15 protein-coding genes are annotated in these 16612 nt (G+C 71.0%); 11 read left to right on the top strand and 4 right to left on the bottom strand.

The features are described from left to right. Positions 1-75: 75 nt before the first annotated feature. Complete coding sequence (locus BN4251_RS06410; protein WP_087484279.1) at positions 76-723, bottom strand: NAD(P)H-binding protein; 648 nt, start codon at positions 721-723, stop codon at positions 76-78. Positions 724-913: 190 nt separating this feature from the next. On the opposite strand from BN4251_RS06410, the gene BN4251_RS06405 reads away from it, so the two are divergent. Continuing rightward, positions 914-1963: a DUF808 domain-containing protein gene (locus BN4251_RS06405; RefSeq protein WP_087484278.1), complete on the top strand. Its 1050-nt coding sequence runs from the start codon at positions 914-916 to the stop codon at positions 1961-1963. Positions 1964-2064: 101 nt separating this feature from the next. Here the strand turns inward: BN4251_RS06405 and BN4251_RS06400 are convergent, their stop codons facing one another. Continuing rightward, positions 2065-2577, bottom strand: a complete 513-nt coding sequence (locus BN4251_RS06400) for a phosphoribosyltransferase (RefSeq protein ID WP_087484277.1) — start codon at positions 2575-2577, stop codon at positions 2065-2067. 220 nt (positions 2578-2797) lie between these two features. On the opposite strand from BN4251_RS06400, the gene BN4251_RS06395 reads away from it, so the two are divergent. The 4 genes from BN4251_RS06395 to BN4251_RS06380 all read left to right on the top strand — a co-directional run bounded on the left by BN4251_RS06395 (position 2798) and on the right by BN4251_RS06380 (position 7149). Beyond that, entirely contained in the window at positions 2798-3796 is a 999-nt protein-coding gene (locus BN4251_RS06395; RefSeq protein ID WP_140398402.1) for a substrate-binding periplasmic protein, read from the top strand. A 127-nt stretch (positions 3797-3923) separates the two neighbouring features. Continuing rightward, the gene (locus BN4251_RS06390) at positions 3924-5090 is read left to right on the top strand and encodes a hypothetical protein (protein ID WP_140398401.1); all 1167 of its coding nucleotides are present in this window, start codon (positions 3924-3926) and stop codon (positions 5088-5090) included. A 19-nt stretch (positions 5091-5109) separates the two neighbouring features. After that, the gene (locus BN4251_RS06385; protein WP_087484274.1) at positions 5110-6309 is read left to right on the top strand and encodes an MFS transporter; all 1200 of its coding nucleotides are present in this window, start codon (positions 5110-5112) and stop codon (positions 6307-6309) included. Positions 6310-6354: 45 nt separating this feature from the next. Continuing rightward, on the top strand, positions 6355-7149 hold the full coding sequence (locus BN4251_RS06380; RefSeq protein ID WP_245810227.1) for a YwaF family protein: 795 nt from the start codon (positions 6355-6357) through the stop codon (positions 7147-7149). Here the strand turns inward: BN4251_RS06380 and BN4251_RS06375 are convergent. After that, a complete protein-coding gene (locus BN4251_RS06375; protein WP_087484273.1) occupies positions 7097-10333 on the bottom strand; it encodes a GH92 family glycosyl hydrolase in 3237 nt (1078 codons plus the stop codon). The genes BN4251_RS06380 and BN4251_RS06375 overlap by 53 nt on opposite strands. A gap of 128 nt (positions 10334-10461) precedes the next feature. Here BN4251_RS06375 and BN4251_RS06370 point away from each other — a divergent pair, with 128 nt between their 5' ends. Beyond that, on the top strand, positions 10462-10950 hold the full coding sequence (locus tag BN4251_RS06370) for a hypothetical protein (protein ID WP_087484272.1): 489 nt from the start codon (positions 10462-10464) through the stop codon (positions 10948-10950). Here BN4251_RS06370 and BN4251_RS06365 read toward each other — a convergent pair. Next, positions 10943-11530 carry a thymidine kinase gene (locus BN4251_RS06365; protein ID WP_087484271.1) on the bottom strand — a complete coding sequence of 196 codons (588 nt, stop codon included), beginning with the start codon at positions 11528-11530 and terminating at the stop codon, positions 10943-10945. The two genes, BN4251_RS06370 and BN4251_RS06365, sit on opposite strands and share 8 nt — an antisense overlap. Positions 11531-11584: 54 nt before the next feature. Here BN4251_RS06365 and BN4251_RS06360 point away from each other — a divergent pair, with 54 nt between their 5' ends. The 5 genes from BN4251_RS06360 (at position 11585) to BN4251_RS06345 (ending at position 16587) form a co-directional block, all read left to right on the top strand. Then, positions 11585-12232, top strand: coding sequence for a mismatch-specific DNA-glycosylase (locus BN4251_RS06360; protein WP_170931855.1), 648 nt, complete (start codon positions 11585-11587; stop codon positions 12230-12232). Positions 12233-12415: 183 nt separating this feature from the next. Next, complete coding sequence (locus BN4251_RS06355; protein ID WP_087484270.1) at positions 12416-13774, top strand: NtaA/DmoA family FMN-dependent monooxygenase; 1359 nt, start codon at positions 12416-12418, stop codon at positions 13772-13774. A gap of 231 nt (positions 13775-14005) precedes the next feature. Continuing rightward, the gene (locus tag BN4251_RS18245) at positions 14006-14146 is read left to right on the top strand and encodes a hypothetical protein (RefSeq protein WP_170931854.1); all 141 of its coding nucleotides are present in this window, start codon (positions 14006-14008) and stop codon (positions 14144-14146) included. Continuing rightward, a complete protein-coding gene (locus tag BN4251_RS06350) occupies positions 14143-15351 on the top strand; it encodes a YeiH family protein (protein WP_087484269.1) in 1209 nt (402 codons plus the stop codon). The genes BN4251_RS18245 and BN4251_RS06350 overlap by 4 nt, the downstream gene beginning before the upstream one ends. Positions 15352-15480: 129 nt before the next feature. Then, entirely contained in the window at positions 15481-16587 is a 1107-nt protein-coding gene (locus BN4251_RS06345) for a baeRF2 domain-containing protein (protein ID WP_087484268.1), read from the top strand. The last annotated feature ends 25 nt before the right edge of the window (positions 16588-16612 follow it).

The raw sequence follows: 16612 nt of genomic DNA, 5'->3' as shown, positions 1-16612 counted from the left end.
CCCAGGAAGCCCTCGGCCCTGGGCAGTCGTCGGCCCCGGCAGCTTCCGCCGCCGGGGCCGCTCCTCGTCCAGGGGTCAGGAGACGGCGTCGAACGCCTCGCCGATCTCCTGCTCGCCGTCGTTGTAGGCGAGGAACTTCCCGGCGGTGCCGGGGCGCTCGAGCGCGGCCACGATGGTGCGCGCGACGTTCCCGCGCGAGACGGTCCCGGCCTCTGCCGCCGCGGTGTCGATCCGGCCCGTCGGCTCTTCGAGAGTCAGGCCCGAGGGGCCGAGGATGGTCCATTCCAGGATCGTGCCGCGCAGGTGCTCGTCGGCACGGGCCTTCGCCTCGGCGTAGGCGTGGAACGGCTCGTCCTCCGGCACGCCGTGGTCCAGGCTCGCGCTGAAATAGCTGACCATCACGTAGCGGGCGGCGCCGACTCGCTGCGCCGCCTCCATCGAGGCGATCGCGGCCTCCTGGTCCACCGCGCGAGTGCGCTGCGGGTTGCCGCCGCCCGCACCGGCGGCCCAGACCACCGCGTCCTTCCCGCGCAGCAGCTCGTCCCAACCAGCATCGTCGAGGGTCTCGACGTCGCTGAGCACCGCCTTCGCGCCGGTCGCCTCGACCTCCGCGGCGTGCTCGGGATTGCGGATCACCGCGTGCACGGTGTGCCCTGCCTCGACCAGCAGCGGCTCCGCGAGCAGCGCGACCTTGCCATGACCTCCGATGAGTGCGATATCCATGGCCCCACCATCGCACCGGCCCCGCGGGGCGTCGACCCCGCGGACCATCTGTTCGCCACCGGTGGACGGCTGCCGCACGAAAACCCGCCCGATGAGCATCACCTCGGCATCGGACCGATCGTGCTCCTCGCGCCGCTATCCTGAGCCGGGCCGCATCACAGCGGCCCGCACCTCCGGGGAAGGAACTGACATGGCCGGTGGACTCGCCGCCCTGCTCGATGACGTCGCCGCGCTCGCGCGCCTGGCCGCGGCGAGCGCCGATGACGTCGCCGCTGCCTCCGCGAAGGCGGGCTCGAAGGCGATCGGCGTGGTGATCGACGACGCCGCCGTGACCCCGCAGTACGTCCAGGGCATCAAGCCCAAGCGCGAGCTGCCGATCATCTGGCGGATCACCAAGGGGTCCCTGCGCAACAAGCTGGTGTTCATCCTGCCCGTCCTGCTGCTGCTGAGCGTGTTCGCGCCGTGGCTGCTGACGCCGATCCTGATGCTCGGCGGCCTCTATCTGAGCTTCGAGGGCGCGGAGAAGATCTGGGAGCTGGTGCGAGGCAAGCCCAAGCAGGCCCCGGCCGCGGCCAAGGGGGCCCAGGCCGAGGACAAGGTCGTCTCCGGCGCCGTGCGCACCGATCTGATCCTCTCCGCCGAGATCATGGTGATCTCGATGAACTCGGTCGACACCGACAATCTCTGGATGCGCGCCGCGGTGCTGATCGTGATCGCGCTGGGCATCACCGTGCTGGTCTACGGCGCGGTCGCCCTGCTGGTGAAGATGGACGACATCGGGCTGGCGATGACCGAGGGCGGCGCCTCGGAGTTCAAGAAGAGATTCGGCAGCGGCCTGGTGAGGGCGATGCCGCGGGTGATGGACGTGATCAGCTACGTGGGCATGATCGCGATGCTCTGGGTGGGCGGTCACATTCTGCTGGTGGGCACCCACGACCTCGGGCTCGCCCAGCCCTACGGCGCCGTGCACCACCTGGAGGGGCTGGTGGCGGGGATCGCCGGTGTGGGCGGGGTGCTCGCCTGGCTGATCAACACCTTCTTCTCCTTCGTGATGGGCCTGGTCGTCGGCGCGCTGGTCGCGGTGATCGTGCACTTCCTGCCGTTCGGCCATCACGGTGATGCAGAGGCCGCCTCGGCGAGCGCCGACGGCGCCGTGCAGGCGCAGGGCGGCAGCGGCCCGGCGCAGGGCGGTGACAGCGCCGACCGGCCGCAGCGCGGGGATGGTGCTGCGAGCACCTGACCGCCCGCCCGCCGCTCGCGGTGAGCGGCCTGCACGGCCAGACGCAGAAGGAGCCGGATCCCTGGGGATCCGGCTCCTTCTGCGTCGTGGCGGGCTCGGGGTCAGCCGGCGTTCGGCGTGACCGGCGGCTCGGCGGACCAGGGGAAGACGATCCACTCATCGGTGCGGCGCCAGACGAAGTCCGGCGAGACCACGGAGGCGGACTTCGCATAGAGCACCGCGCTGCGCGCATCGGCGCCCATGTCCCGCAGCAGGTCCAGCACCAGGGCAAGGGTGCGGCCGGAGTCGGCGACGTCATCGACCACCAGGAGACGCTTGCCCTTGATCGACTCGGTGTCGAGCATCGGGGCCAGCAGCACCGGATCGGGCAGGGTCTCGTGCACGTCGGTGTAGAACTCGACGTTGATCGCGTCGGCGAGTTTGAGGCCCAGCGCATAGGAGAGCGAGCCGGCCGGCAGCAAGCCGCCGCGAGCCACGGCGATCACGATCTCGGGATCGAAGTCCGAGTCCGCGACGCTCTGGGCGAGCTCGCGCGAGGCCGTGCCGAACAGGTCCCAGGTGAGGACCTCCTTGACGACGAGGTCGGCGGAATCGGCGTGATAGGCCTGGGACATCGGTGCGGTTCTCCTCGAGACGCGGGCGCGTGGGTGGATAGATGGTATCCGGCTCCGGCCCCCTCATAGATCGTCGAGGGAGGGCGGGGTGCTCGTCCTCACGGCGAGACCGGGCTCAGGGATCACCGCGACAGCACTGCACTCGTCTCCCGGCCGACGCAGGCGCGGTTATAGTGCTGAGATGATCAGGCCTCCCGCTCCACGCAGGAGCGGTCTGTCATTGTCTGTCGTCATGATCGCCGTGGTGCTCGCCCTGTGCCTGGCGCTGGTCCTCGCCGTCGTGCGAGCCGACCCGCCGGAGCGCTCGCAGCCCCTGCAGATCTCCACCTCGGAATGGCTCCCGTACATCTCCCCCGATCTGCCGAACAACGGGCCGGTGGCCGAGATGCTCACCGAGATCCTCGGCCGCGCCGGGTACACGCCGGTGTTCACCTTCAGCACCTGGCCGCTCGCCGAGCGGGATGTCACCAACGGCGCCAGCATCGGCATGGCTCCCGTGATCGTCTCCGCATCCCGAGATTCGTTCGCCCTTTACACGGAACCCCTGCTCGACTTCCGCTACACGCTGATCGGCAAGAAGGGCGAGCTGCTGGATTCGGTCGCCGACCGCACAGATCTCGACGGCCTCCGGATCGCCCGCGTCGAGGGCTATCAGTACTGGGACGAGTTGGATGACTCCGGTGCCACCTTCTCCGATCACCCCTCCTCGCTCGCCGCCTTCACCGCGGTGATGAACGATGAGGCGGACCTCGTCGCAGAAGGAGCGATCGCCGGACGAGCGGTCCTGGAGGGGCCGTCCTTCCCCGACGATGCGACCGCCTACGCCGAGGTCTCCCCCAGCTCGAGCCTGACCTCGTCGACCCAGGGCCTTCACCTGCTGCTGAAGGACTCCTCCGAAGGGCAGAGACTCAAACGGGAGATCGACGCCGCTCTCGCGGACTTCCAGCGCACCGAGGACTACCAGCGTCTGCTGGACTCGCTGACCCCCGGTCCGCCGCAGGTGACCCTCAGCGCCGCCCAGGGCGGTGCCGTGGAGCTGATGGACGACTCCGGCGCTCCTGTGGGAGCGACGCCGTCGGGCACCTCGGCCTCCGTGCTCGAGTGGCCCGACGGTACGCCGACGGCGCAGACCCTCGTCCCCGTCAAGATCCTCGACGGCCCGCTGGCCGGGAAGCTTCTCGCAGTACGCCTCGACGACCTGGAGATCTCCGATGCATGAGTTCCGATGGATGGCACCGATCCGGGTCGGTTTCACCAGCACTCCCGGGGCAGCGGATCGTGACCCAGAGCGCTTCCGCGCATTCTGGGATCGTCTCGCCCATCGGGTCTCCGCACAGCGATGGCACATGCACCGGGCTGCAGATCATCGGACTGGCCCGGCCGGCTGGTCGAAGGCCGCTGCGGACACCCTCCCCCGACCGCTCGAGGTGGTCTCCGGCGCGGTCGAACCCGCGGAGGCTCCGCGCATCCCGGGTCTCGAGGTCACGGAGCTGAGCTGGAGCCTCTTCGACCACGACGTGCTGCTGGTCGAGGGGCGCCTGCGCACGGAGCCGGGGCTCGATGCCGAGCTGCTGCGCGACGCGGACCATTGGGAGGACGCGGTCCAGCAGGCCGGTGCGAGGCTCGCCCGCCACTGCGCCGAGACCGATTACGCGTTCCTCGTACAGCAGATCCGCCATTTCTCCGACGCGAAGGAGTTCGTGGACCTCGAGGAGCGGGATCTCGATCGCCCCCTCTGGGTGACCCGGGCGCTGGTACTCGACTCCGAGGGGACTGGCGGGGAAGCTTTCGCGCGACGCTGGGTCTCGGACATCGACACCGAGCATCGCGCGCAGGTCGGCGAGCTCATCGCAGGTGCTCGCCCTCTCGTCGCGCAGTGGATGAACCACATCCACCGCCCTGACCGTCCCGGGGAGATCGAGCTGAGCTGGCAGGCCCTGCGCAAGGCGCAGTTCTTCTGGTCCGCAATGCACTGGGTCGACGAGAGCCTGCGCCAGATCCTCGCCTGGTCGATGGCCGAGAGCCGTGACGTCTCGATCACCGACCTCCGGCATGAGCTCCGCGCCACCCGACACAGAGCCCAGGAGCTGCTGATGCTCCGTGCCGAGGTGCGCCAGCACGTGAGCAGGAGAAGTCACGAGGAGATGCAGCGCTTCCTCGGGACGTGGGAGTACCTGGAGCTGCTCGAGGAGCCTGTTCGGGAGAAGGTCGAGATCTGCCGCGAGCGTCTCGCCTCCCTCGCGGAGGACCGTGCCGCCCGCTCGGCGATGTTCACCGACATCATCCTGATGAGCATCGGTGTCACCTCGGTCCTCGCCACGGCGATCGCGCTCGTGCAGTTCGGCAGGGACGCCGGTCAGGATCCCTCGCAGTCCGTCTTCGACCTCGGCAACGGGTCGATCACCTCCTGGCTCTCGTCCCAGTCGATGGATGCGATCCTGATCCTCAGCCTGATGCTCTCCGTCGTCCTGGTCGCAGTGTTCATCTGGAAGCGGCGTCAGAGCCTGTCATGAATCACGACAGCGCACGCACATGATCGGTCCGCTCGGTCGCCTCCTGGGTGTCCGGATCCTCCTGGATGTCCAGTTCTGGTTCCCCACCTGGATGATCTTCCTGCTCGAGCAGGGATACACCCCGATGCAGGCGGCCGCTGTCGATGCCGTCTTCCACGCCGTCCTCGTCCTGGCGGAGGTCCCCATGGGCCATCTGATGGACAGGATCGGGAGGAAACGCGCCCTCCTGGCGACGTGTGCGCTGACGGTTCTCGTCTTCGCCGGGATCGGACTGGTCTCGAGCGTCTGGCTGATGGCTGTCGTCTGGGGCGTGTGGGGGATGCTCTGGGCGCTCGCCTCCGGACTCGACTCCACATACGCCTGGGAGCTCGCGGAGTCCCGTCCCGAGGAGCTCTCCCCCTCGCGCTACCTGGGGCGCACCCGGCTCGCCGGCGGACTGGCCGGAGTGGTCTCACTGCTCAGCGCCGGGCTGCTGCTCGAGGTCTGGCCCCCCTTGCCCTATCTCGTCACCTCGGGCCTGGGGCTGATCGCTCTCCTGGTCGCCATCACCGTTCCCTCGGTCCCCGTGCCCGCCGCCCACGCCTCTGCGGCATCGCCGGACTCGCTGCGAAGCTCCCTCCGAATCCCGGCCGTGCGCACCGGGATCATGCTGGCTGCGATCGTCCTCACGGTCGGTATCTCCATCAGGATCCTCATCCAGCCGTTGGGACTCCAGATGGGGCTGGGAGCGGCCGCGATCGGAGTCGGCTACGGGATGATCGCCGTCGCCGTGGCCCTCGGCGGATGGCTCGCCACCCGGCTCGCGCCCCGTCGTCACGGGCGCTGGATCGTCTTCTCGATCATCCTCATGGCGCTGAGCTATGTGCTCGTGGCGCTCACCGCACATCTCGGCCAGGCGTGGCTGACGTTGGTGATCGTACTGCCCGCCGGCACCGCGGCCTTCGGTCTCGGCAAGACGATCACGGATATCTGGCTGATCGACGCGGTGGGTCCGCGATGGAGGGCCACGGTCCTCTCGCTGGCCTCCGCCGCGAACGGACTCGCGATGGTCGGATTGCGACCCGTGATCGTCGCAGCGGGAGATGCTGCCGAGCATTCCACCGCCTTCTTCGGCTGGGGCGTGCTCAGCGGGCTGTGCGGCCTGCTCTGCCTCGTCCTGCTTCGCCGGGTTGGTCCCAATTCCTCCGCACCGAAGACTTCCGCACGAGAGTCCTCCTGAAACGCGGCCTCCCGCGTCAGCATCGGTGGCGGCATACTCGTCGCCATGGATGGACCTCCCCTGGGGCGGATGACCCCGTACGGTCTCGAGCACGTCGGTGTCCTCGTCCTGCTCGCGCTCGCCTCTGTCGTGCTGGTGCTCGTCGTGCGACGGTCGGAGCCCGCGGCGGTCGACCGGTGGCTGCGACGCGCGGGCTGGATGCTGCTGGCGAACTCACTGCTGTGGCTGCTGTGGGGGCTGATGCCGTGGGCGTGGAACCTCGAGGAGTCGTTGCCCCTGCACTACTCCGATGCGCTGCGGATCATCGTCCCGATCGCGATGATCACGCAGGCCCGCTGGGCGATCGTGATCAGCTGGTTCTGGGGTCTGACGCTGAACCTGCAGTCGGTGCTCACCCCGGACGTCAACTACTTCGTGTGGGTCCCGCTGGAGTTCGCGCAGTACTGGATCGCCCACGGGATGGGCGTGGTGGTGCCCGTGGTGCTGGTGTGGGGCCTGGGCTACCGGCCCACCTGGCGCGGCTACGGCCTGGCCTATGCGGCGACCGTGGCCTGGGCCGTGATCGCCTTCACCGGCAATGCGCTGACCGGCGCGAACTACGGCTACCTCAACCGCGCCCCCGCCGGGCCCTCGATCCTGGACCTGCTGGGCCCGTGGCCGCAGTACCTGCTGGTGGAGGCCGTGCTGATCGCTGTGGTGTGGGCGCTGATGACGCTGCCGTTCGCACTCGGCGATGCACGGCGGGGCGCGCCCTGTCCGGTCGCGGCGCTCTGGTGCGCAGGCCCGTTCAGGCCAGCAGCTCGACCTCGGCCAGCCGCAGCGGCCCCTGGGAGGTCGTGACCACGAGGCGGTGATGGGTGCAGGGCCTCGGTGAGCCGATCTCGAAGGGCCGGGTCTGGCGGCGCCAGGGGAAGCGCTGCCCGGAGCGTGCGTCGAGCGTCACCCAGCTCGTGCCGTCGTCCGAGCCCTCGAGCCGCCAGGCGATCGGGTCCCCGCCCGTCTGCGCGGAGGAGGTCAGGGTGAGGAAGCGCGCCTGCAGCGGCTCCCCCAGCTCGGGCAGTGCGATCACCGCGCTCGCGCTGTCGAAGGCGCGCTCGGTGCGGGCGTCGTCGTCGCGCAGCGGATCCGACGGGTCGGCGGCGAACAGGTCGCGCAGCGGCTGCGACCTTTCCCCCGGTGCGCTCAGCGACGGCGGGATGCGGCCCCAGTCCTCCGGCTCCGCGGCCAGGTGCAGGTGGAGGCGGCCGCGCAGAGCGGAGTGGTCGATCCAAGAGTCGCGGTGCTCGCGCCCGTCGACGGTCATCGCGACGATGCAGGCGTCCTGCGAGGAGGCGGACTCCGCGGTGATCGAGAAGGGCTCCCCGCCCAGGGGGCGCACGGTCGCGCGCGGGAACAGCGGGGCGACCAGGTGGTACCGCCCGGTGCCGAGCTGCAGCGGGTACAGGCCCAGGGCCGTCAGCAGCCACCAGGCGCTCATCTCGCCGTTGTCCTCGTCCCCGGGATAGCCCTGGCCGATCTGTTCGCCCACGAACAGCCGACGATGCACCTCGCGCACGATCCGGGAGGCCTCCTCCGGGGCGCCCACGTGGTGGAACAGGAAGGGGATGTGGTGGGAGGGCTGGTTGGACATGCCGAACTGCCCCATCCTCACCGCCCGGGCCTCGACCATCTCGTGGATGACCCCGCCGTAGCTGCCGGGACGGTCGGCCCGCTCGGGGGTGTCGAAGAACTCCTCGAGCCGTCCGCGCAGCATCTCGCGCCCGCCGTACAGCGCGGCCAGGCCCTCGCCGTCGTGGGGGACGTGGAAGGCGAAGTTCCAGCCGTCGGTCTCGGTGTAGTCCCCGCCCCAGGTGCGCGGGTCGTACTCACACGGGGCCTGCGCGAAAGCGCCGTCGGCGCGTCGGCCCTGGAAGAACTCGATCGCGGGATCGAACAGGAGCGGATAGTTCAGGCTCCGTGCCCGCAGGTAGTGCGCTTCCTCCCGCAACCGCGCGGCGGACGGGTCCCCCGCGTCCTCGGCTCGGCGGGCGAGCAGCTCGGCCTGCGCGGCCAGGCCCGCGTCGTTGATGTGCGCCTCGAGCGCCCAGGAGACGGATTCCGCGGTGTCGGTGTCGACGTACCCGGTGAACACCGCCTTCTCGTTGCCCTTGCGTCCCACCTGGGCCGACGGCGGGGCGACGGTGGCGTTGCGCAGTCCGGACTCGTAGGCGGAGAGCGGATCGGGCAGCGGGACGCCCTTGACCTGGAGATCGGCGAAAGCGATGTCGCTGCTGGTGCCGGTCATGCAGTCCGCCCAGCCGGGAGCGGACCAGCGGGCGATCCAGCCGCCCTCGCGGTACTGCTGGACGAAGCCGTCCGCGAGCTCCGCGGCCAGCTGCGGGTACAGCAGCGCATAGGCGGGCCAGCAGGTGCGGTAGGTGTCCCAGAAGCCGTGGTTGACGTACATCTTCCCCGGCACCACCTGGGCGTTGGTGCGGGTGGCGGTGGCATGCCCCTTGGGGGGCAGCACGGGGCTCGCGTGGACGGGCTCGGGCCGCTCGACCGTGCCGGCGTTCTCCCAGTGCGAGGAGGGGTAGAGGTTCAACCGGTAGAGGTTGCCGTACAGGGTGCGACGCTGCGCGGGGGTGGCGTCGGGGGCCTCGATCACCCCGAGCCGCTCGGCCCAGGCGGCGTGCGCCGCGGACCGGATCTCCTCGAAGGAGCGCTCCGCGAGCTCCTGGGCGAAGGTGCGGCGGCTCTGCTCGAGGCCGAGGAAGCTGGTGGCCAGGCGCAGCGTGACCCGGCGGGTGCCCGGCGCGAAGGTGAGCACGCTGCCGGTGCTCTCCCCGCGCGCGTGCTCGACCGCCACCGGGGAGGGCTCCACCTGCCCCAGCAGGTACATGCGGGTCGCGCCCTCGGTCTGGGAATGGCCCTGGGCGGGTGAGGAGTCGACCCAGCCGTGCAGTCGGCCGTCGAAGACGGAGCCGGCCGCGTCGATCCGCGAGTGCTCGTCGACGCCCTCGAGCAGCAGATGGACTACCTCCGGCTCGGCGGGCAGGTCGATCTCGCACATCGCGCCGTGGTCGGTCGGGGCCAGGCGGAGGGTGATGCCGCCGTCGAGGGCGACCTCGTACAGGTCCGGCCGGGCGGTCTCGCCCGCGTGGTCGAAGGCGCGGGCGCGCGCCGTGGGGCTGGCATCCGGTGCAGCGCCCAGTAGCGGCATCATCATCAGCTGGTGCCGGTCGCCCATCCAGGGGCTGGGCTGGTGGGACAGCGCCATGGCCTGCAGGCGCGGGCGGTTGTCCGGCCCGTTGGCGCGGTGGTGCTCGTACACCCAGCGCCGGGTGCGCGCGTCGGTCGCCGGGGTGAACAGGGCGAAGCCGTTGGGCAGCGCGGTCAGCGGAAGCGTGTTCCCCCGGGAGAAGTCCCCGGAGGCATTGGTGCCACGCCGCGTGTCCACCCAGGCCACGGAGTCCTCAAGGGGCGGATCGGCGGGGCGGGCCGCCAGGTACGGCCCGTCCACCCAGGCGGTCAGCGGCTCCGGCTCCACCTGCGTCCAGCCCTCGGGTCCGTCAGCCGCATCGAGCAGATCGGCCTCGGGATCGCCCGGCGCATCGAGCACGGCCAGCACCTCGGTGATGGTGCGGCCGGCGAGGGCGGAGAGGTCCACCTGCACGTCGTTCCACTGGTCGGCGTACAGGATCCGGCCCTCGCCGAGGCCGCGGGCGGTGGCCTCGGTGCCGTACTGATCGCGCGGCGCGGCCTGCGAGAGGCGGCTGCCGTCATCCAGCTCGAGGTCGAGGGCGATGTGGGTCGCCGCCCAGGTCTGGGCCTCGTCGAGCTCGGGGTGGACGTACCAGCGCAGCACGTCACCGGCGGCGATGGTGCGCCCGCGCAGCTCCTCGAGCCCGTCGAGCACCGGTACCGGGGCCTCGGCCGCCTCGCCGCCGTGCCCCGTCACGCGCAGCGCACCGGGCGCGAGGAATCCGCTGCCGTCCCTGCTGGTCGGCGATCCCATGGGTCCCTGGTCTGCGGTGACGATCATGCGCGCCAGGTTATCGAGTGCAGGCCCCTTCCTGGGCGAGGCATGCCCGTGGGGAGAGCTCCCCATCGCGCGGGCGGCGGGGGTGCGGGATACTTCCGGGCACAGGTCCGACGAACCCGGGAGACACCATGGTCCACGCTCAGCCGCCCCTGCCCGGCCCCGCGCCCGCAGGGAGGCGTCCCCTCTGGCACTGGCTGGTGGTGGGCGGCGTCGCAGCGCTGGGCCTGCTGGTGGTGGGGGTCCTGGCGCTCGTGATCGCCGTCCAGCTCTTCACCCGCGGGAACCCTCAGAACACTCTGGAGGACTTCTACACCGCGCTCGCGGAGACCGACTGCGAGCTGTTCATGGACTCCACCACGGAGGCGTACCGGGAGGCGACCGGTCTGACCAGCTGCTCGGTCTTCGAGGAGGAGCTGGGACAGTTCTCCTCCGTGGACTACGAGGTCAACGAGCGCATCAACCGTCAGGGCTACGCGGTCTTCGAGGTCACCGAGACGTACTCCGTGAGCGGCGAGGACACCGATGTGGATCTGCGCTACTACGTGCGCCGCATCGACGGCCAGTGGGATCTGGACGGCATCGAGGTGATCGATCCGGGCGGCGTGCCGCTCACCTGAGCGCCGCACCCCGCCGCCCGCGGTGCGTGCGGCACCGGGCCTGATACGACTCGCTGCCGCCGATCTGCGCGGCGGTCGCCACGAGCGGATCTGCGGAGTCCTCGAGCAGCCGGATGTGGAAGGCGGCATCGGCCCCGCACACGGTGCACACCGCCGTCAGCTTCACCACCTCCTCGGCCATGGCCATCAGGACCGGCAGCGGCTCGAAGGGCCCGCCCTCGTAGGTGATGCACAGCCCGGCGACCTCGACCAGGATCCCAGCCTCGAGCAGCTGCTCGATCACCGGCACGATCGCGGGGCCGAAGAATTGGGCCTCGTCGATCGCCACCAGGTCCACCTGCTGTTCGTCGAGCAGTCCGAGCAGCTCGTGCGCGTCCTCGAGCATCCGGGCCTCGGCCTCGCGACCGGTGTGGGTGCTCAGCCGGTCCCCGCCGCCGCGGGCATCGAGCCGGTGGCCGATCACCTCGGCGCGCAGCCCCGCCAGGCGCGCGCGCCGCACCCGGCGCAGCAGCTCCTCCGTCTTGCCCGCGAACATCGGGCCGGCGATCACGTGCAGTCGTCCTGCCTCCATGGGGCGCATGACAGGAGCGTACGCGCACCCGGGGCGTGCGATGCGGAGCAGTACAGTGCCGGGATGAGCACTCGGCGCCCCTCCCCCTTGGCCGGCCGGAAGCCCACCAAGGCCGATCTGGCGGCCTTCGCCACCGCGGACCCGGACTCGATCGATGACGTGCTGCCGCCCGCGGGCGGCGATCCGCTGCGCCTGCTGATCGTGGGCATCAACCCGGGCCTGTGGACCGCGGCGGTCAACGCGCCCTTCGCTCGCCCCGGCAACCGGTTCTGGCCCTCCCTGCACCGGGCGGGGCTCACCTCCCGACCGGTCGATGCCTCGCGCGGGCTGGATCCCCAGGACGAGCAGGACCTGCTCGAGCGCGGCATCGGGATCACGAACCTGATCGGCCGCGCCACGGTGCGCGCGGACGAGCTGAGCCGAGAGGAGCTGCAGCGCGCCGGCGCGCACCTGATCGAGCGGCTCGAGACGCTGCGACCCCGCACCGTCGCGATCGCGGGGATCACCGCGTTCCGCACCGCGTACTCGCTGCCGAAGGCGCGCCTGGGGCTCCAGGATCCGGCGGCTCTCCCGGGCTGGCCCGAGCGGACCGCCCTGTGGGTGGTGCCGCAGCCCAGCGGCCTGAACGCCCACGCCTCGATCCCCTCGCTCGCGGAGAACTGGCGCGAGGTGGCTCGCAGCGCGGGGCTCGCGCATCTCGGCGGCGAGTGACCCGAGCGGCCGGGCGGCGTGACACACGAACGCCGGCGATGACGGCGTGCGAACCCCCGCGACGGGGCGATGAACACCGCGGTCCCCTGCGGTCACGATGATTCACATCGCGTGCACCGGCGCCGGAAGGGGCGGATCGTTCTGGAGCAGCAGCCTCAGCCACCCGCCGTGAACGGAGCCCCGATGTCCCCCAAGCCGCTGATCCTGAACCTGTTCGAGATGAACTGCGTCGGCCACATCACCCACGGGCTGTGGCGCCTGCCCGGCAACCAGCGCCACCGCTACACCGACCTGTCCTACTGGACCGAGCTCGCGCAGATCGCCGAGGAGGGCGGCTTCACCGCGATCTTCCTGGCCGATGTGGTGGGCGCCTACGACACCTACGGGGGCTCCGCGGAGACCGCCCTGCGCGAGGGGCTCCAGATCCCGAACAACGATCCGATGCTGGTGGTGCCGGCGATGGCCGCGGTCACCGAGAACCTCGGTTTCGGGATCACCTTCTCCACCAGCTACGAGCCGCCCTTCGCCTTCGCACGGCGGATGTCCACCCTGGACCACCTCACGAAGGGTCGGGTGGGGTGGAACATCGTCACCTCCTATCTTCCCAACGCCGCCCGCAACTTCGGGCTCGCCGAGGAGATCGAGCACGATCATCGCTACGAGATCGCCGACGAGTACCTCGAGGTGCTCTACAAGCTGTGGGAGGGCTCCTGGGAGGACGACGCCGTGATCCGCGACGCGGAGGCCGCGGTCTACGCCGACCCCGAGAAGGTGCACCGCATCGACCACGTCGGCGAGAACTTCTCCGTCGCGGGCCCGCATCTGTCCGAACCCTCGCCGCAGCGCACCCCCACGCTGATCCTCGCCACCGCCTCCCCCGCCGGGGCGCTGCGCGCCGGGCGCCACGCGGAGCTGGTCTTCACGCACGGACCGCTGCTGGAGCGGACCGTCCCGGCGGTGCGCGCCGCCGCCCAGGAGGCGGGCCGTGACCCATCGGATCCGAAGTTCGTGGTGCAGGCCGCGGTGATCACCGGCCGTACCCAGGAGGAGGTCGACGCGAAGCTCGCGCAGTACCGCGAGCATCGGTCGCTCGAGGGGATGCTGGTGCATCAGTCGGTGCCGCTGCGCGCGCTGGACCATCCGCGGGAGCGGACGATCGCGGAGGCGCTCGAGATCGAGGGCCTGCCCGCGGACACCACGGTGGGGCGGCGCGGCGCCTCGGGCACGATCGGCGAGCTGCTCGATGCGGTCGACGAGGCCTGGCAGGACAGGTTCTTCGTGGCGGGGACGCCGGAGGTGGTCGCGGATGCGATCGAGCACTGGCTGGACGTGGACGGGATCGACGGGATCAACCTGCGCCAGTACCACTCCTTCGACACGGTCCGGGACTTCGCCGAGCTGGTCTCCCCGATCCTGCGCGAGCGGGGCCGGCTGCCCGGCAGCGGCGGCACCCTGCGACGCCGCCTCAGCGGCACCGATCGCCTGCCCGCGGAGCATCCTGCGGCCCGCTTCCGGGGCGCCTTCTCCCGGGTCGGCGTCTGAGCGGAGCGTGGCGCAGGGAGCGCCCGCGCTGTCCGGACGGGGACGGCGCGGGTGTCCGCCACCGCAACACGGGGTGACCGCTTCCTGACCGCCTCGGGACGACAGCACGAACCTGCAGGTCGCGCACGGTCCGCGGGCAGCGGATGCCATACAGTGCCTCGCAGGGTCCCGGAGCATCCGAGGCGGCCGCGAGCGTACAGGGCCGGGACCGAGCGACAGGAGGAACCAGCGGTGGAACACAGCGAACGTCCCGAGTACCCCGACGACCACAAGCGGTTCTCGCTGAACGAGGACTGGGCCGCCACGATCGTCGGCCTCGTGCTGTTCCTCGCCTGCCTGCTCGGCCTGCTCACCCCGGAGCTGATCCCGTGAGCGCCGCGGATCGCACCGCGGACGAGACCGTCCCGGCAGCTGCCGCACCGGCCGCCCCCGCGCCGGGCTCCCCCGCACCCCCCGCCCCCGAGCCGGCGCCGCCCACGAAGGCCTCCCCCGCCTGGACCCTCGCCGGTCTGGCCGTGGTGGTGCTGCTGGCCTGGCTGGTCTCGGTGCTCACCGATCAGGTGCCCGAGCTGACCGCCGGCACCTGGTTCGGGAACATCGCCGAGTCCATCGAGTACCCCGTCTATGCGATCGCGCTCGGCTTCGCGGGCAATACGGTGCTCTCGGCCACCGGCGTGCGGCGGCGGATGGCCGCCGCCTTCCGCACCGAGTTCTTCATCAAGATCGGTCTGGTGCTGCTGGGCGCCACGGTGAACTTCGCGATCGTGGTGCGTGCGGCCGGCCCTGCGGTGCTGCAGGCGGTCCTGCTGATCACCGTGGTGTTCCTGTTCACCTGGTGGTTCGCCGGACTGCTGGGGCTGGATGACAAGCTGCGCGCCCTGCTGGCCACCGCCCTGTCGATCTGCGGGGTCTCGGCGGCCGTGGCCGCGGCCGGTGCCGTGGAGGCGAAGAAGGAGCAGCTCGCCTACACCGCCACGCTGGTGATCGTCTTCGCCGTCCCCTCGATCTTCCTGCTGCCGTGGCTCGCGAACCTGATGGGCCTGTCCCCCGCGGTGACCGGCGCCTGGATCGGCGGCAACATCGACACCACCGCCGCGGTCACCGCGGCCGGCGCGGTCGCGGGCGAGCAGCCGCTGCAGATCGCCTCGATCGTCAAGGTCACCCAGAACGCGCTGCTCGGTGTGGTGGCGGTGCTGCTGAGCCTGTACTTCTCCCTGCGCGTCGCATCCTCCGCTCCCGCCGAGCAGGGGCGACGCTTCGGCGATCGCAGCACGCTCGCGGTGATCTGGTCGCGGTTCCCGAAGTTCGTGCTCGGCTTCCTGCTCGCCTCCGTGGTGGCGACCGTGCTCGCGGAGTCGCTGCCCGAGGCGGTGCTCGAGCCGCGGCTCGATGCGGCCAAGGAGCTGCAGACCTGGGCGCTGACGCTCGCGTTCGTGGCGATCGGTCTCGAGTTCAACGCCTCGAGCGTGCGCGAGGCCGGCTGGAAGCCGATCCTCGTGTTCGCCGCCGCGACGCTGGTCAATCTCGTGGTGGGCCTGGGCCTGGCGGTGCTGCTGTTCCGCGGCTTCACCTTCTGACCCCACGAGGCGGTCGAACTGCTTGCGGAGGCCGTTCCTGCGTGCAAGGGTTGAGCGGACCCAGGCGGGGTGACGAGGCCTAACCGGGTGCTCGCTCCCCCGCACGTCGAGCACGTTGGAGGTCCCCCTGTGAAACTGCCCTGGCTCTCACCCGTCCTCGAGCAGTCCGGTCCTGTCGTCTCCGTCCATCTCGACACCACGCGCACCGATCCGCAGGCCGCCGGTGAGCTCGAGGCGCGCTGGGCGCGGATGCGCTCCGACCTCGCCGCGGACGGCGCCTCGGCCGCGCTGCTCGACCAGATCGAGGAGTCGGTGCTCAGCCCCTCCCCGCTCGGCGGTCGTCATGGCCGCTCGGTCTTCGCCTCGGACTCCGAGATCCTGGTGGACCGGGTGCTGCCCGCACCGCCGCGCCGTGAATCCGCCCATCGCGGGGAGTTCCCGCAGCTGCTGCCGCTGCTGCAGCTGATCCCCTTCGCCGTCAGCCAGCTGCTGATCGTCGTGGACCGCGCCGGGGCGGATCTGCACCTGCGCGCCCCGGAGAATCCTTCGATCGCCCACGGCCCCAACGGGCTGGGCAGCGATGCAAGGGTCGAGGGCGGTCACGACGTGCTCCACAAGGCGAGCGTCGGCGGCGGGCCCCAGCACGGCTGGCGGGCCGACAACTTCGAGGCCCGGGTCGAGGACTCCTGGGAGCGCAATGCCGACGCGGTCGCGAACGCCGTGGAGAAGGTGCTGCGCGAGAAGCAGGTGGACATGGTGATGCTCAGCGGCGACGTCCGCGCCATGGGTCTGCTGAAGGAGGCGCTCGGGCGGGAGACGCGCGAGCGCCTGATCGAGGTCGCCGGAGGTGCCCGCGGCGCCTCCCTGGACCGCGGCCCCTTCCGGGAGGAGCTGGGCCGCGCAACCGACGAGTTCATCACCTCGCGGCAGCACGAGCTCGCAGCCCGCTTCCGAGAGAGCCAGGCCCGTGACGGGGCCTCCGTGGGCGGAGCGGCGGAGGTCTCCCAGGCCCTCTCGCGAGGCCAGGTGGAGGAACTGGTGTTCGTCAGCGGCCATGAGCCCGGCGGCATCGAGGAGCTGCTGCGTGGGGCGCTCGCGACCGATGCGTCGGTCTCCGCGCTCCAGGAGGAGACCGACGGCATCCCCGAGGGCGTCGGCGCGCTGCTGCGCTGGAAGGACGGCACCACACCCTCCAACAGCATCGGCTCGATGTCCGGGGATGCGCGCCGCGAGTGACCGCGTCGGCACGGCCGGCGGCACG

Origin of the sequence: Brachybacterium massiliense (assembly GCF_900184245.1) — a bacterium.
Classification (GTDB): Bacteria; Actinomycetota; Actinomycetes; order Actinomycetales; family Dermabacteraceae; genus Brachybacterium; species Brachybacterium massiliense.
Note: the sequence above shows the minus strand (reverse complement) of the source record. Positions and strands in the feature narration are given on the sequence as shown.

Coding starts and splice junctions, on each gene's coding strand:
- BN4251_RS06410 (WP_087484279.1), bottom strand. CDS start 723: ATGGATATCGCACTCATCGGAGGTCATGGCAAGGTCGCGCTGCTCGCG.
- BN4251_RS06405 (WP_087484278.1), top strand. CDS start 914: ATGGCCGGTGGACTCGCCGCCCTGCTCGATGACGTCGCCGCGCTCGCG.
- BN4251_RS06400 (WP_087484277.1), bottom strand. CDS start 2,577: ATGTCCCAGGCCTATCACGCCGATTCCGCCGACCTCGTCGTCAAGGAG.
- BN4251_RS06390 (WP_140398401.1), top strand. CDS start 3,924: ATGCACCGGGCTGCAGATCATCGGACTGGCCCGGCCGGCTGGTCGAAG.
- BN4251_RS06385 (WP_087484274.1), top strand. CDS start 5,110: ATGATCGGTCCGCTCGGTCGCCTCCTGGGTGTCCGGATCCTCCTGGAT.
- BN4251_RS06380 (WP_245810227.1), top strand. CDS start 6,355: ATGGATGGACCTCCCCTGGGGCGGATGACCCCGTACGGTCTCGAGCAC.
- BN4251_RS06375 (WP_087484273.1), bottom strand. CDS start 10,333: ATGATCGTCACCGCAGACCAGGGACCCATGGGATCGCCGACCAGCAGG.
- BN4251_RS06370 (WP_087484272.1), top strand. CDS start 10,462: ATGGTCCACGCTCAGCCGCCCCTGCCCGGCCCCGCGCCCGCAGGGAGG.
- BN4251_RS06365 (WP_087484271.1), bottom strand. CDS start 11,530: ATGCGCCCCATGGAGGCAGGACGACTGCACGTGATCGCCGGCCCGATG.
- BN4251_RS06360 (WP_170931855.1), top strand. CDS start 11,585: ATGAGCACTCGGCGCCCCTCCCCCTTGGCCGGCCGGAAGCCCACCAAG.
- BN4251_RS06355 (WP_087484270.1), top strand. CDS start 12,416: ATGTCCCCCAAGCCGCTGATCCTGAACCTGTTCGAGATGAACTGCGTC.